The sequence below is a fragment of the Mesorhizobium sp. M1338 genome, from assembly GCF_040318045.1.
Lineage (GTDB): Bacteria > Pseudomonadota > Alphaproteobacteria > Rhizobiales > Rhizobiaceae > Mesorhizobium.
Map to the genome: position 1 here is coordinate 14,361 of NZ_JAMYLL010000019.1, position 15,528 is coordinate 29,888.

13 protein-coding genes are annotated in these 15,528 nt (G+C 65.0%); 5 read left to right on the forward strand and 8 right to left on the reverse strand.

The genetic code is table 11. The features are described 5' to 3' along the window. Positions 1-39: 39 nt before the first annotated feature. The 5 genes from trpB to NKH19_RS18030 all read left to right on the forward strand — a co-directional run bounded on the left by trpB (position 40) and on the right by NKH19_RS18030 (position 4,968). Positions 40-1,260, forward strand: a complete 1,221-nt coding sequence (gene trpB / locus NKH19_RS18010) for a tryptophan synthase subunit beta (protein ID WP_352870663.1) — start codon at positions 40-42, stop codon at positions 1,258-1,260. Between the two features lie 2 nt (positions 1,261-1,262). Then, on the forward strand, positions 1,263-2,102 hold the full coding sequence (gene trpA / locus NKH19_RS18015) for a tryptophan synthase subunit alpha (RefSeq protein WP_352870662.1): 840 nt from the start codon (positions 1,263-1,265) through the stop codon (positions 2,100-2,102). A 97-nt stretch (positions 2,103-2,199) separates the two neighbouring features. Then, positions 2,200-3,126 carry an acetyl-CoA carboxylase, carboxyltransferase subunit beta gene (gene accD, locus NKH19_RS18020; RefSeq protein WP_352870661.1) on the forward strand — a complete coding sequence of 309 codons (927 nt, stop codon included), beginning with the start codon at positions 2,200-2,202 and terminating at the stop codon, positions 3,124-3,126. A 61-nt stretch (positions 3,127-3,187) separates the two neighbouring features. Further along, positions 3,188-4,513, forward strand: a complete 1,326-nt coding sequence (locus tag NKH19_RS18025; protein ID WP_352870660.1) for a bifunctional folylpolyglutamate synthase/dihydrofolate synthase — start codon at positions 3,188-3,190, stop codon at positions 4,511-4,513. Between the two features lie 35 nt (positions 4,514-4,548). Further along, entirely contained in the window at positions 4,549-4,968 is a 420-nt protein-coding gene (locus NKH19_RS18030; protein WP_352870659.1) for a VOC family protein, read from the forward strand. 96 nt (positions 4,969-5,064) lie between these two features. On the opposite strand, the gene NKH19_RS18035 is transcribed toward NKH19_RS18030, so the two are convergent. From NKH19_RS18035 to tsaE, 8 genes are all read right to left on the reverse strand, one after another. Continuing rightward, entirely contained in the window at positions 5,065-5,478 is a 414-nt protein-coding gene (locus tag NKH19_RS18035) for a type II toxin-antitoxin system VapC family toxin (RefSeq protein ID WP_352870658.1), read from the reverse strand. Next, positions 5,475-5,723 (reverse strand): hypothetical protein, encoded by a 249-nt coding sequence (locus NKH19_RS18040; RefSeq protein WP_023761145.1) that lies wholly within the window; start codon positions 5,721-5,723, stop codon positions 5,475-5,477. Before NKH19_RS18040 ends, NKH19_RS18035 begins: the two co-directional genes overlap by 4 nt. Before the next feature lie 72 nt (positions 5,724-5,795). Beyond that, positions 5,796-6,077 carry a cupin domain-containing protein gene (locus tag NKH19_RS18045; RefSeq protein WP_095083181.1) on the reverse strand — a complete coding sequence of 94 codons (282 nt, stop codon included), beginning with the start codon at positions 6,075-6,077 and terminating at the stop codon, positions 5,796-5,798. A 163-nt stretch (positions 6,078-6,240) separates the two neighbouring features. Further along, the gene (gene trxA, locus NKH19_RS18050) at positions 6,241-6,567 is read right to left on the reverse strand and encodes a thioredoxin (protein WP_352870657.1); all 327 of its coding nucleotides are present in this window, start codon (positions 6,565-6,567) and stop codon (positions 6,241-6,243) included. A gap of 74 nt (positions 6,568-6,641) precedes the next feature. Then, entirely contained in the window at positions 6,642-10,160 is a 3,519-nt protein-coding gene (gene addA, locus NKH19_RS18055; protein WP_352870656.1) for a double-strand break repair helicase AddA, read from the reverse strand. Beyond that, positions 10,157-13,291 carry a double-strand break repair protein AddB gene (addB, locus tag NKH19_RS18060; protein ID WP_352982568.1) on the reverse strand — a complete coding sequence of 1,045 codons (3,135 nt, stop codon included), beginning with the start codon at positions 13,289-13,291 and terminating at the stop codon, positions 10,157-10,159. Before addB ends, addA begins: the two co-directional genes overlap by 4 nt. Beyond that, on the reverse strand, positions 13,288-14,016 hold the full coding sequence (locus NKH19_RS18065; protein WP_352870654.1) for a nucleotidyltransferase family protein: 729 nt from the start codon (positions 14,014-14,016) through the stop codon (positions 13,288-13,290). Before NKH19_RS18065 ends, addB begins: the two co-directional genes overlap by 4 nt. Then, positions 14,013-15,524: a tRNA (adenosine(37)-N6)-threonylcarbamoyltransferase complex ATPase subunit type 1 TsaE gene (tsaE, locus tag NKH19_RS18070; protein ID WP_352870653.1), complete on the reverse strand. Its 1,512-nt coding sequence runs from the start codon at positions 15,522-15,524 to the stop codon at positions 14,013-14,015. The genes NKH19_RS18065 and tsaE overlap by 4 nt, the downstream gene beginning before the upstream one ends. Positions 15,525-15,528: the final 4 nt, after the last annotated feature.

Consider the following 15,528-nt stretch of genomic DNA (forward strand, 5'->3'; position numbering starts at 1 on the left):
AGGACATGCTCAAGACATCAAGATGCCAGGAGATCGGCGATGAACAAGCCGGCGACACCCAATTCCTTCCGCACCGGACCCGACGAACAGGGCATGTTCGGCATTTTTGGCGGTCGTTTCGTTGCCGAAACGCTGATGCCGCTGATCCTCGACCTGGAGCGGCACTGGAACGAGGTCAAGAATGATCCGGATTTCAGGGCTGAACTGACCGATCTTTCGACCCACTATGCCGGGCGGCCCTCGAAGCTCTATTTCGCCGAGGGACTGACTAGGCATCTCGGTGGTGCAAAAGTCTATTTCAAGCGCGAGGATCTGAACCACACCGGTTCGCACAAGATCAACAACTGTCTCGGCCAGATCCTGCTGGCCAAGCGCATGGGCAAGAAGCGCATCATCGCCGAAACCGGTGCCGGCCAGCACGGCGTGGCCTCGGCCACGGTCGCGGCCCGCTTCGGCTTTCCCTGCGTCGTCTATATGGGGGCCACCGACGTTGCCCGGCAAAGCCCCAATGTCTTCCGCATGAAGCTGCTCGGCGCCGAAGTGCGGCCGGTAACCGCCGGTCATGGTACGCTGAAAGACGCCATGAACGAAGCCCTTCGTGATTGGGTGACCAATGTCGAGGATACTTATTACCTGATCGGCACCGCCGCCGGACCGCATCCCTATCCGGAGCTGGTGCGCGACTTCCAGTCGGTGATCGGCATCGAGGCGCGGGCGCAGATCCTCGAACAGGAAGGCCGGCTGCCGGACACCATCATTGCCGCTGTCGGCGGCGGTTCCAACGCCATCGGCCTGTTCCATCCGTTCCTGGACGACAAAGAGGTCCGCATCATCGGCATCGAAGCCGGTGGGCGCGGCCTCGACGGCATCGAGCATTGCGCCTCGATGAATGCAGGAAAACCCGGCGTGCTGCACGGCAATCGCACCTATCTCCTGCAGAATGCGGACGGCCAGATCATGGACGGGCATTCGATCTCGGCCGGTCTCGACTATCCCGGCGTTGGGCCAGAGCATTCCTGGCTGCGCGACTCGGGCCGCGTCGAATATGTACCCATTCTCGACGACGAGGCGCTGGAGGCCTTCAAGCTGACGACGCGCGTCGAAGGCATCATCCCGGCGCTGGAATCGGCGCATGCCATCGCGCATGCGGTGAAGATCGTGCCTGGGATGGATAAGGACCAGATCGTCATCGTCAACCTGTCCGGTCGTGGCGACAAGGACGTGCATACGGTGGCCTCGATGCTGGGCATGGAGATCTGATCATGGTGACCCGCATCGATCGCCGCATGGCGAAGCTGAAGACCGAAGGCCGCCCGGCGCTCGTCACCTATTTCATGGGCGGCGACCCGGACTACGACACCTCGCTGTCGATCATGAAGGCACTGCCGGGCGCGGGCGCCGACATCATCGAGCTCGGCATGCCGTTTTCCGACCCGATGGCCGACGGTCCGGCGATCCAGGCCGCGGGCCTCAGGGCGCTGAGAGGCGGCCAGACGCTGGTCAGGACGCTGAAGATGGCGTCGGAGTTCCGGACGGGCGACAATGAGACGCCGATCGTGCTGATGGGCTACTACAACCCGATCTACATCTACGGCGTCGACCGCTTCCTCACGGATGCTATTGCCAGCGGCATCGATGGGCTAATCGTCGTCGACCTGCCGCCGGAGATGGACGAGGAACTGTGCATTCCGGCGCTCAAGGCCGGCATCAACTTCATCCGGCTGGCGACGCCGACCACCGACGACAAGCGCCTGCCCAAGGTGCTGCAGAACACGTCGGGCTTCGTCTATTATGTGTCGATGACCGGCATCACCGGCTCGGCGCTGGCCGACACCGGCAAGGTGGCGGCGGCGGTCAAGCGCATCAAGAGCCATACCGACCTGCCGGTCTGCGTCGGCTTCGGCGTCAAGACCGCCGAGCAGGCTCGCGTGATCGGCGCCAATGCCGACGGCGTCGTCGTCGGCACCGCGATCGTCAATGCCGTGGCCAACGTGCTGGGGCCGAAAGGCGAGAAGACCGCCGACCCTGCCGAAGCCGTCGCCACGCTGGTCAGCGGCCTTGCGCAAGGTGTGCGCTCGGCCCGCCTTGCTGCCGCCGAATAGTTCTCCTACCTCAGCTTTGCGCATGTCGTTATCCCAAAACCGGTTTCCACTTTTGGGCGACATGCACTAACTCTTCGTCAGGACAGGAGCCGAAGCGATGAACTGGATCACCAATTACGTTCGTCCGAAGATCAATTCGATGCTCGGCCGGCGCACCGACATGCCCGAGAATCTCTGGATCAAGGATCCGGAGACCGGCGAGATGGTGTTCCACAAGGATCTGGAATCCAACCAGTTCGTCATCCCTTCGTCAGGTCATCACATGAAGATCTCGGCCAAGGAGCGGCTGAAATTCTTCTTCGATGACGGCAAATACGAGACCCTGGACAACCCCAAGGTCATGCAGGATCCGCTGAAATTCCGCGACGAGAAGCGCTATGTCGACCGGCTGAGGGACGCCAAGGCCAAGACCGGCCTGGAAGACGCGATCATCAACGCGCTGGGGACCGTCGAGGGCCTGCCGGTTGTGGTCACGGTGCAGGACTTCGCCTTCATGGGCGGATCGCTCGGTATGGCCGCGGGCGACGCCATCGTGCGTGGCTTTGAAGCGGCCCTGCAGCGCAAGCGGCCGTTGATCCTGTTCGCCGCCTCCGGCGGTGCCCGCATGCAGGAAGGTATTTTGTCGCTCATGCAATTGCCGAGGACCACGGTCGGCGTCGACAGGCTGAAGGAAGCAGGCCTTCCCTACATCGTTGTTTTGACCAACCCGACCACCGGCGGCGTCACTGCCTCCTACGCCATGCTGGGCGACGTACATATCGCCGAGCCCGGCGCGCTGATCGGCTTTGCCGGACCGCGCGTCATCGAACAGACGATCCGCGAGAAATTGCCGGACGGCTTCCAGCGCTCCGAATATCTGATGGAGCACGGCATGGTCGATATGGTGGTATCGCGGCTGGAACTGCGCGAAACCATCGCGCGGCTGCTCAAGATGCTGCTCAAGCTGCCGGAGGAGCAGAAGCCGCTGGAGCCGGAAATCCTGCCGCCGGCCACCATTGCGACGGAAGCCCGACCGCAAGCCTGACGCGACATCGTGCGCCGCGACCGCGATTGCGCGCGCCTCGCGACCCGCATAGGATTCTCCCATGATGACGCTTGCCGCCGACCGCGAAATCGATGCCCTGATGGCGCTTCACCCGAAAGGCTTCGACCTTTCGCTCGACCGCATTTCGCGGCTGCTGGAGCGGCTTGATAATCCGCAGGACCGGCTGCCGCCGGTCATCCACATCGCCGGCACCAATGGCAAGGGTTCGTGCGCCGCCTTTTCGCGCGCCCTGCTCGAGGCGGCGGACTACCGCGTCCATGTCCACACCTCGCCGCATCTGGTCAACTGGCACGAGCGCTACCGGCTGGCCGCCGATGGCGGCGGCAGGCTGGTCGAGGACAGGGTGTTCGCCGATGCCATCGCCCGCGTCGCCAGGGCCAACGAAGGCGAGACGATCACCGTCTTCGAGATCCTCACCGCTGTCACCTTCCTCTTGTTTTCCGAACACCAGGCCGATGCCGCCATCATCGAGGTCGGGCTCGGCGGCCGTTTCGACGCCACCAATGTCGTCAAGGAGCCGGCCGTATCGGTGATCATGCCGGTGTCGCTCGACCATGAGGCCTATCTTGGCGACCGTGTCGAACTGATCGCCGCTGAAAAGGCCGGCATCATCAAGCCTGGCTGCCCGGTGGTCATCGGCGCACAGGAAAGCGAGACGGCGCTGCAGGTGCTGATCGAAACCGCCGAGCGACTCGAGTGCCCGACCTTCGTCTACGGCCAGGACTTCCTCGCCTATGAGGAAAACGGCCGTATGGTCTACCAGGACGAAGACGGGCTGATGGACCTGCCGCCGCCCAGGCTGCCCGGGCGCCACCAGTTCGCCAATGCGGCGGCGGCGATCGCCGCGGTCAAGGCGGCCGGTTTCGAGATCAGCCATCGCGCCGCCGAAAAGGCGATGATCAATGTCGCCTGGCCCGGCCGCATGCAGAAGCTGGCGCAGGGCCGGCTGGCCGAACTGGCGCCGAAGGGTGCCGACATCTGGCTCGACGGCGGCCACAACCCGGGCGCCGGCGTGGTTATTGCCGAAGCGCTGGCGGAGCAGGAAGAAAAGAACCCGCGTCCGCTCTTGCTCATCTCCGGCATGATCAACACCAAGGACCAGAGCGGTTATTTCCGCGCCTTCAAAGGCTTGGCCCGGCATGTCTACACAGTGCCGGTGAGCCTCAGCGAGGCCGGCGTGCCGAACGACGAACTGGCGATCCGCGCGACGGAAGCGGGACTGACGGCCGAGCCGGTGAGTTCCGTTGCCAACGCGCTGATGCTGCTGCGCGACACCTGGGACGGCCCGCCGCCGCGCATCCTGATCGGCGGTTCATTGTACCTAGCCGGCGCGGTGCTGGCCGAGAACGGCACGCCGCCTACCTGAGGTCGGATTTGGCGATCACGCGCGAGGAATCCGTCATGATCAAGGTCAAGCAGCTCGCTCACGTCTGCATCTTCGCGCACGACCTGGAGGTGACGCGAAGCTTCTATCGCGACGTCCTCGGCCTGGACACCCAATTCAATTTCCTGCGCGACGGCAAGATTTTCGGGTTCTACCTCAATTGCGGCGGGCGCAGCCATGTCGAGGTGTTCCAGAAGGACGGAGCTCACTACAGCGACCTGAACCAGATCAACCATCTCTGCCTCGAAGTGGAGAACATAGACGCCGCTATCGCCCACATCAGGTCGAAGGGCGTCGATGTCACGTCAAAGAAACGCGCCTGCGACGACACCTTCCAGGCCTGGATCCGCGACCCCAACGACGTGAAGATCGAGTTGTTCGAATATACCGAAAAAAGTGCGCAATTCGTCGGCGGCGATCGTATCGCCGACTGGTGACCGGAGCAATTGCAGGAAAAGTGTGAGCGGTCCTTGGGAATTGCGTCAGAAAAAGAGAGGGAGCAGTTCGCCGTTTCCGTGAAACGGTGAAATGCTCTAGAAATCCCAAGGCGAGATCAGCTCAAGGTTGGCCGGGCCGAAGTCGTTGAGATTACGTGTTGCCAGCCGACCGCCGTTCACGCGCACTATCGCTGCAATCATGCCATCGGGTGCCGACATGCCCCGGCCCTGACGCGTCGCGGTTCCCATAATCTCGCCATAAGCCAGAGCCGCCTCCTCCGTCAGCCCAAAAATACGGTCGGCAAAGCGATGGCGCCATTGGGAGAGTCCTTGCTCCAGGCGATCGGCACGTTCATCAGGTCGTATCTTCTGGATGCCGAAAGCGATTTCGGCAATCGCCACCGTGGGAAGCGCCAGCTCGGCATCGTTGCGGACCAGCCAAGCCATGACAGCAGCGTCAGGCGCCTTTCTAAGGCTCTCCGAAATCACATTGGTGTCGACGAAAATCAAAGCTCCGGCCCTGTATGGACCTTGCGGCTTTCCCGGATGATTTCTTCCAGATCGATGTCGACGCCAACGCTTGCCGTCAGGCGAGAGTAGAAGGCGGATGCCGGTTCTCGCCCGGCCTCCCGAATCTCATAGGATTCAAGCGCGCGCTCGACGATATCAGCTATTGAGCGGTTTTCGCGACGAGCGAGTCGATGCGCAAGATCACGTGCTTTTGCGCTGCGGACGGAAAGCTGGGGTTCGGCCATTTCAAACTCCCTTTTGAGAAAGATATAGCCTTTCCTGCGGCTGCCATCAAGATGGCAAGTGATGGCATGCCATCACTTCAGTTCGATCTCGATGAAGGCATATTCGCCTTCGTTGGCGTTGATGACGTCGTGTTCGACGCCTTCCTTGCGGAAATAGGGCGCGCCCTTCTTCATCTCGGCGAAGCTCTCGCCGTCCTTGGTCAACAGCTTCACCTTGCCGTCCATCAGCGGCACCACGACATAGTCATGGCCATGGCGATGCCAGCCGGTGTTGTCGCCCGGCGCGAAGCGGTACTCGGTGACGATGACACGCTCATTGTCGATGAAGACGGTGGCCTTGGCGGATCCGGTCATGTCGTTTCTCCCTGCTGGCGCTGCCAACAGAAGACATGGAGTGCGCGGACGTCAGGGCCAGAGCGGCCCAGCGCATGACCCAAGGACGCGCGGCGCTGTAGGTGACGCCAACAAAAAGCCCGGCGCGAAGGCCGGGCTTGATATATCAGGAATTTCAGACGGATCAGGCGAGGTTGCCATTGATCCAGTGCGACAGCGCTGTCTTCGGCGCGGCACCCACCTTCATGTCGGCCATTTCGCCGCCCTTGAAGATCATCAGTGTCGGGATCGAGCGCACGCCGAACTGGGCGGCGAGTTCGGGATTCTCGTCGATGTTCAGCTTGGCGATCTTCACCCTTGCGCCGAGTTCGGTGGCTATGTCTTCGAGCGCCGGCGCGATCATCTTGCAGGGACCGCACCATTCCGCCCAGAAATCGACGACGACCGGTACGTTGGCATCAAGCACATCGGCCTGAAAATTGCTCTTGTCGACCTTGACGGTGGCACCCATGCGGAAATCCTTTCGAAAATTTTTGTCCCACCAAATGTGGTGGTGATCACGCCCTTCTTCAAGCAGGTGTTGTGTCACGCTCCCGTGAGTCGAGCAAGGGCATCATCCATGGCGCTGGCCGGCAGTTCGATCAGCCGCGGCGCTTCGGTGAACAGCAGGGCCGCCTTGACCGCGCGTCCGGGATAAAGCGGCTGCAGCAGGGCGCGATAGAGAGCGAGCTGCAGGACATAGGCCGGCGGGACCTCGGCCAGAGAGGCGGGCGCAGGCCGATTGGTCTTGTAGTCGACGATCGAAATCGCGTCCGGCGTCACCGCCAGCCGGTCGATCTTGCCGGAAATCGAGCGTTTTTTGCCCTTGACCTCCAGGCTGCCCATGATCGCGACCTCGGCACGCGACGACGGCGCAAACAGCGGACCGAAGCTGGCGTCGGCAAGGATTGATGTGACCGAAGCCAGGGCTTTCTCCCGCTCCGACGGGGACCACTGTGCGCCCGTTCGTGCGAGATAACGTTCCGCCGCGCCCAGGCGCTCGGGCTCGGCGATGCCGGGCAGCATCTGCAGCAGTTTGTGCAGGGCAAGCCCGCGCAGCACGGCAAAGCCCGGCTCGGTTTCGGCATCCAGCACCGGCGAGGCCTTGTCGACCACGGCTTCCTTGCCTTCGTCGATCAGTGCCGAGGCGCCGGATGGCGACAGCGGACGCGGCAGGTCCTCGAACGGCGGCAAGGGCCGGAACAGGCCCGTCGGCAAAGGCTCGAAAGCGTCGGCCTGCCGTGCCGGCTCGCTGGAAGCCAGCGCAACAGGCGGCAGTCTGGTGACATGGAATCGATGCACCGGCTCACCACCGGCGGGATGCGGACGCTGCTCGCTTTCCGGAGCGCCGAGCAGCGCGCGGCTGACGATCGAGTGCCAGGTGCCGGCGTTCGGCGCCCGCTTGCCGTGATAGCCGCAGACGATCAGCCTATCCTCGGCACGGGTCATGCCGACATAGAGCAGCCGGCGGTATTCGTCGTCGGCGAGTTCTCGTGCCCGCGCTGCCGCTGCTTTGGAAAAGCCGTTGGCAACATCGCTGGCCGAGCGCCAGAGATAGCCCTTGCCGTCCCAGTTTGCGCCGGAACCATCGAAGGGCATCAAGCGCGGCAGATGTTGGTCGCTGAACGGGGCGGAACCGCCATCGACCAGGAACACGACCGGCGCTTCCAGGCCCTTGGCGGCGTGCACGGTCATGACCCGGACCTCGTCGCGGGTCTGATCCATCTCACGCTTGATCTCGGGACCGGCGTTTTCCAGCGTCGACAGGAAGGCTTCCAGCCCCGGCAGGCCGGTTCGCTCCTCGGCAAGGCAGAAACTCAGGAACTCGTCGAGAATGTCGCCGGCTTCAGGCCCGAGCCGGGCGATCATCCTGCGGCGCACGCCATCGCGCGCCAGCAGCCCGGCGTAGAATTCGAACACCGGCTTGAAGGCGGCCTCATTCGTCCAGGTGTCGAGCTGGGTGACGACAGCTGCAAGTCGCTCGCTTTCGCCTGCATGCTGTCGCAGCGATGCGATCAGCGACAGGCCGTGCGGCCTCTGCGAGGCGAGCGCGAACAGCGTCTGCTCGGGCAAATCGAAGACCGGGCTGCGCAGCACGGCGGCGAGCGACAGATCGTCCTGGGGCTGGATGAGGAAATGGCCGAGCGCGATCAGGTCCTTGACCGCGATATGGCCGGGCAGGCTCAGCCGGTCGGCGCCGGCGACCGGGATGTCTCGGCGTTTCAAGGCGCGAGTCAACGCATGGACGAAGCGGTCGCGCTTGCGCACCAGCACCAGCACGTCGCCAGGCCGCAGCCGCTTGCCACGGCCTTCGATGATCTCCGTGGTGCCGATCCAGCCGGCAATGGTGGCCGCGACGTTCTCGGCGACGCGCACCGCCGGCGCATGCGCATGGTCGATGGCTTGCGTCCAGTCGTCCGGCTCGTCGACGACATCGGCGCCGACCGACGGCCACACCTCGACATAGCCCGGCGCATCGGTGCGGATCGCCTTGTGGCTCAGCGGATCGGGATCGTGGCTGATGCCGCGCCGCACGACGGGATCGGCGAAGACGCGGTCAACGGCGGCAAGAACGTCGTCGGTCGAGCGGAACGACCAGGTCAGCTTCAAATCGGCGAAGGACGCCTCGGCGTCGCGCACCCTGCCGGCAAACAACAGCCGGCTGTCGGCGAAGGAATCCGGCGCCGCACCCTGGAACGAATAGATGGACTGCTTCTCGTCACCGACGGCGAAGACCGTGCGATGGACCCTGTCGCGGGCGCCGATGCCGGCGAAGAACTCTTCCGCCAGCCGCTTCACAACCTCCCATTGATCCGGGCTGGTGTCCTGCGCCTCGTCGAGCAGGATGTGGTCGATGCCCTGGTCGAGCTTGTATTGCACCCAGGGACCGGCATCGGGCCGCGCCAGAAGGTTGACGGTGCGGATGATCAGGTCGTTGAAGTCGAGAAAGCCGCGGCTGCGCTTCAGCACTTCGTAGCGGGCGATCAGCCAGTCGGCGATGGTCAATGCGGCAACCGTGCCTTCCAGCATCCGGAACAGGGCCAGCCGATCGACTGTTTCAACGATCGTGCTGGCCGCTGAGAGATAGCGCTCCGCCAGATCCGGCAGTCGGTCGACCAGCGCCTTCTTGAAGGCTTTTGGCGGGTCGTAGGCGTCGCCATCGGTCTTGAGGAAGGCTCTTGCGAGCAATTGCAGGCGACGAATGGGATCGCTTTCGACGAAAGCCTGGCGCGCATAGGGTAGGATGTTGTTCAGCACCGCTCTCGCATCGGTGGCGTCGGCGGCCTGGGCGAAGCCGGCAAAATAGTCCGGCAAGAAACCCGGCAGCGGCCAGGCCGATGCCGCTATGCCTTCGGCGGTCTGGCCGGGGCGGAAATGGAATTCGTCGAACAGCGCCTGGAAGCGCGTGCCGTCGCGCCCGACCGCGTCGATGAAATTGCGCAAGCCGTCGCGCTTGCGCACGATCTCGCCCAGCAAGGCGTCGAGCCCGGCTTCGCCGCCACGGTCGAGGATGGTGGCAAAGGCCTCGGCCAGATCCCTGTCGCCGGCGGCGGTTCCGGAGATCATGTCGCGGCGCGCGGCGGCAAACAGCGATGCCTCCATCTGGCCGTCGAGCATCTCGAAATGGGCCGGGATGTTGGCTTCCAGCGGGAACTGGTGCAGCACCGATTCGCAGAAGGCGTGAATGGTCTGGATCTTCAGCCCGCCGGGTGTTTCCAGCGCCTCGGCGAACAGGCGCCGCGCCCGGCGCATGGTCTCGATATCGGGCCGACGCTCTTCCAGCGCCTCGACCTTCGACGCCAGATCCGCGTCACCGAGCGTCGTCCATTCCGACAGTGTCGAGAACACCCGATTGGACATGTTGGCGGCGGCGGCGCGCGTGTAGGTCAGGCACAGGATCTTCGACGGATCGGTGCCGCGCAGCAGCAGCCGGATGACGCGCTGGGCCAGCACATGGGTCTTGCCGGAGCCGGCGTTGGCCGACACCCAGGCGGAATTCTGAGGGTCGGCGGCGCGGGCCTGGCTGGTCGCGGTGTCGCTGGGGATAGGATAGGCCTTCTTCATGCCTCCCCTCCCTCGTCACCGGCGTCGCCGCCGGCCGACCATTCGAGCACGCGGGCCAGATGGTCGTAGTCGCCATCGGTCTCGCCTTCGCGAAACGGCAGTGCGCGCGACAGATAGCCGGTTCCCGGGTCTGCGTAGTGGATCAAGAGCTTTTCCAGCCGCGCCCAGGCCTCTTCGGCCAGATCGGTGGCGGTTCGCGGCTGGCGGTTGTGTTCGAGGATGGATTCTTCGAACACCTCGCCATTCGGCTTCAACCTGATGAAGGCCAGTTGCGAGGGCTCGCGCGCGCCCAAATCCTTGAAGGCGCCGCGCCTGAGCAGCGCGCCCTCCAGTGCCAGTTGCGGCGCCAGCAGCGTGTGCGCCTGCGCCTTGGACGGCGAGGAGCCGGTCTTGTAGTCCAATATGTCGGCCATGCCGCCAGCCAGCAGGTCGACACGGTCGGCGTAGCCGGACAGCGTCACGCCGGACTGGCCGACGACGGTCTTTCCGGCGCGCTCCTCGGCATAGCGCCGGATCACCGCGTCGGCGCGCGTGCGCTCCCATTCGATGATGTTGGCGGCGAGTTTTTCGAAACGCGGCCACCACACCGCCTCGACATCGGCAGGAAGGGCGACTTCGGCAAAACAGGCGCGGCCCGCGGCAATGAGGCCGGCGAGCGCATCGGGCGCGCGCGGGTCAGCCACCCGCGCCGAGAACAGATGCAGGATGGCATGGAACAGCGTGCCGCGCTCGGCCGCACCTGGGTCTCGAATGACCGGGTCGAGCGGCATCAGTCCTAGAATGCGTCTCGCATAGACGGCGTAGGGGTCACGGCGGAGGGTCTCGATCTCGGTGACCGAGAAATGGCCGGGACGCACGGACAGTGGCGGCTTCGGCTGCGGCCGTGGCGCGAAATCCTGCCTTGGACCACTGTCGAGCGCGCGCGCCCAGGTCAGCAGTTCGTCGCCACGCCGGCGCAATTCAGCTGCCTGGTCGTTGCCGATGAAGGTGAGCAGGCGCTGCAGCCAGCGCGACGGCACGGCGGGTGCGTCACCGGCGCGCGCCGAGCGGGCCAGCACCACCTTCCTGGCGCCCATGGCCATCTGGAAATCATGCGCGGCAAGGCCGATGCGCCGTTCGGGCGGCTCAAGATCGATGCCGGTTTTCATCAGCCGCGACATGAAGCGGTCGCTTTCGGGCTTGCGCGGCCACACGCCCTCGTTGAGCCCGCCGATGACCAGCGTTTCGACGGTCTGCAAGCGCGCTTCCAGCGCGCCCCAGATCGCGATGTTCCTGTCGGTGCCTTGCGCCGGCTTGACAGTTTCAGGCGCGATCAGCGCCGCCATCACATCGGGCCACTCGTTCGCCGCGAAGGACAGCGATGCGGAAGCCGCGACCAGCCCGCGCAGCAGTTCGGCAAGCTTTTCGCCGGCGTCACCGGCATAGAGTTCGGCAAGGCCGCCATCGACGGTGCGGCCGAGATTTTCGAGGGCGACGACACTGGCTGTGACCAGCGCGGCAAGGTCGGCGTCCGCTTGGCCACGGAAAGCCGCGAGCGGCGCAAGCGCCTGTCTGAGACGGTCGAGCAAATTCCGAGCGCCTTCGATGGAGCGCACGGTCAGCCGGGAAAACCAGAAGGGCGGCCGGCGGCCGCTGCCCAATTCGGTGAGGCGGCTATCAAACAGTTCCGGCAGCGAAACGATGTCCGGACGGCCGGTGCCGCCACGCAGCGCCACCAGTTCGATCAGTTCCGCCGCATGGCGCACATCGGCACGTTCGAGGCCAAGCCCGAGCAACGGATGCTTGAGCAGCGACAGCAGGCCAACCGGATCGCCTGGCCGGAACACCGCTTCGAGCGCCAGTCTGAGCAGGCTGGCCGCCGGGGTGTTGGCGAGCGGCGTGCCGCCGGAATCGTCGGCGACGACGCCGAAGCGCTGGAGCTCGACCGAAACGCGTCGCGCCAGCGCGCGGTCGCCGGTGACGAGAGCGGCCCTTTGGCCTGATACTTCGACCGCGCGCTTGAGCGCGACGGCAATGGCCACGGCTTCATCGCGTTCGCTGGCCGCTTCGAGCAAGGCCACGCCGGCGAATGCCCCGGCGATGTCGGACGCCGAAAAGCCATTGCGCGTCTCGGCCCACAATTCGGTGGTCTCGGCCGGCCGCAGGGCTTCGCCGACAAGGGCGGCGCGCAGCGCAAGCCGTGGCTCGGCCGCGCCGATCTCCTCGACATCGCCGCGCAACACGCCGATCTTGCCGATCAGCCTGGCGAGACCGTATTGCGGGTGGCCAAGCACGGCCGGGCGGGCACCGGGCGCGGCGATTGCCTGGAAGGACGCCTCGTCCAGCGTCCGGTCGAGGCCGGGCAGCACGATGGCGCCGCCGGGCAAGCGCGAGATCGCGGCAAGCAGTTCGGCGGTGGCTGGTATCGAGCCGGTGGACCCCGCCGCGATGACGGGCCCGGCGGGCGGATTGCGCTGCAGCCGGGCGGCCTCGGCGCGGATGAGCGCGCTGCGATGCGCGGCCGGGTTGGAGCGATCGCTTTCTGCAAGGAATTTCGGCCAGGCGTCGGTGACGATACCGAGGAATTCGAGCGTCACCTGCCACCATCCGGCAAGGTTGCCGGTCACCAGATCGGTGAGCTTGGCCCAGTCCGTGCCTTCCGTCTCGATCTCGTCCATCAGCCCCGCGAGATCGCGCGCCAGCCAGATCGCGTCGGCGGTGGAGGCCGGGATGACGATCTCCTCGGCGAAGAGGGCGGCGACATGTGCCGGCAGCCGGCGTTTCCAGGCGCGCACCAGCGGCGTCAGCAGCAACAGGCGCTCAGAAGCGGCGATCGGCGGCGCGAGATCGATGGCCGCCGCTGCCTCGGTCTCGAACGCCGCCTCGTCCTCGTCGAACTCGCCGAGTGGCCGGATGACCGGCAGGATCGCCGAACCGCCGCCGCCGCGAGTTGCCAGGCTGTCGACGAAGACACCCCGCAGAGCGCGCGCCGCGCGGCGCGTCGGCACATAGATGGTGACATCGGCCAACGCGAGCGGATCGCCGTCAAACCGAAACCCTGGAACGAGGCGGCCGGCAAGCAGCGCCTCGGCAAGCGTCGGCAGAAACGGCGCTCCGGGGGGAATTGAGAAAACGCGGCTTGAGCCGCTCATTGCAACTCGGCTAGCGCGCCGGCGACCGCCGTTTCCGCGAGCGCGATGGCATCGGGCGTGCCGACGGTGATCCAATGGCCATGCATCGGCATGCCGAACAGGCGCCCTGCGGCTATGGCCGTATCGAAATAGGCATTGAGCGAGTGCGGCCCGGCCGGTGCGCCCTTGAACAGACGCGGATGGACGATCGCCGCGCCGGCATAGATCAAGCCCGCCGGATCCCCCTTTGAACGCTGCAAGCGGCCATCCGGCGCCACCAGGAAATCGGTGCTGCCGCAGTGTCCGGTCGCCTGATGGAGATCTGCCAGCATCAGCAGAATATCCATTTTCGCCGCGTCCCATGCAAGGGCGAGGCGCTGGAGATTGAGAGGACCGTCGTCGATCCAGAACGTGTCGGCGTTGAGGATATAGAAGGGCTGCGAGCCCAGTTCCGGCAACGCCTTGACGATGCCGCCGGCGGAATCGAGCAGTCTTTCGCTCTCATCGGAAATGACGATCCGCGGTGCGCGGCGCGCGGCGACATGGGCGACGATCTGTTCGGGAAAATAATGGACGTTGACCACGGCCTTGCCGACACCGGCGGCGGCCAGGCTGTCGAGACTCCAGTCGAGCAACGGCTTGCCGGCGACCCTGACCAGCGGCTTGGGAATGGTGTCGGTGATCGGCCGCATGCGTTTGCCGAGCCCGGCGGCGAGTACGATGGCAGTATCCGGTCTTGCTGTCACAGCGCTCGCTCCTCCAGCAAACCGTTGGCGTTGTAGAAATCGCGCAGGCTTGCCAGCGCCGGGTGAGACAAGGCCCGGCGCAGATAATCGCGAATGCGCGGCAGGTGCTTTAGATAATAGGGCTTGCCGTCACGCTTTTCGAGCCGGACGAAGATGCCGAGGATCTTGGAGTTCCGCTGCGCCGCCATGATTGCGTAGGATTCCAGGAAACTTGCTTCGTCGAAAGTGCCGGCTGCGTGGCGCGCCCCGATATAGGCATTCAGCGTCTGTTTCTCGATCTCGGGTGACATGGTGACGCGCGCGTCCATGGCGAGCGAGGCGACGTCATAGGCGGACGGGCCGATCAGCGCGTCCTGGAAATCGACGATGCCCAGCCGGTCATGTCCGGAACGGTCGCCGCGCCAGATGATGTTGGGCGAATGGAAGTCGCGCAGCATCAGCGTGACTTCGCGGCCGTGCAGCCGGTCGAGAAGCGCGTTCCACTCCCTGTGGTAGCCGGCGCGCAAGCTGTCGCTTGCCGGGCTGCCCGATAGCGCCGGCACGTACCAGTCGACCAGCAGATCGGCTTCGATCATCATGGCGTCGCGGTCGAAGGGCGGCACTTCATGGAAGCCGCCGTGCCCTGTTTCCAGGTGCTGCGGCCAGGTCCTGCCATGCATCATGGCCAGCAGCTCGGCCGCCGCCGCGTAGCGATCGGCCAGCGGCTGACCATCGCCGCCGAGAAACCCTTCGGAACCAAGATGTTCGAGCAGCAAAAACCCCTGCTCCTGGTCGTCGGCATGGATTTCCGGAACGCTGACGCCGCCGGCCTTCAAGGCGCGGTCGATGGCGACGAAGGCGGAGACCGACTGGGCGGTATGAGCGATCTCGGCATAGGGCTTGCCGTCGCGCACCGGCGGGCCGAGCACCAGCCGGGGCGAGTTCATCAGCACTCGCGGCTTCCGGTTCGGCAGCGAAACGATCTCGTAGGAGCGAGCCGAAGCATCGCCGATGAAATGGCGACGCCGCGCTTGCCCCCAGCCTGTATTTTCGAGAAAGTCGCGCATGGCCAGCGATCGTGCCGCCCGATCGAAGGCAGCGCCCTGCCCCGACAATCGCGCCAGCCGGCCGTCGCCTTGCTGGACGAGCTCGATCAGGACCGTGGTCTTCGGCAGATAATCTTCCGCTCGTTCCGGCCATTCGACCAACGCGGCGCCTTGGGCCAGGGCCTCGTCGAACCCGAGCTCATCGATCTCGGCGGCCGAGGACAGGCGGTAGAGATCGAAATGATGGACCGGGACGCGCGTGTCGTAGCTCTGCACCAGCGTGAAAGTCGGGCTCGGCACATCGAGGCCGGCATCGTCGGCCAAGGCCCTGATCAAGGCCCGCGCCAACGTCGACTTGCCGGCGCCGAGATCGCCCTTGAGGGCAAGCACATCGCCCGGGCGCAGCGACAGCGCCAGATCCTCGCCCAGCCGCGCTGTCTGTGTCTCGTCGGCGAGTAAACGCTCCAGCACCAATCCTGTCATCGAG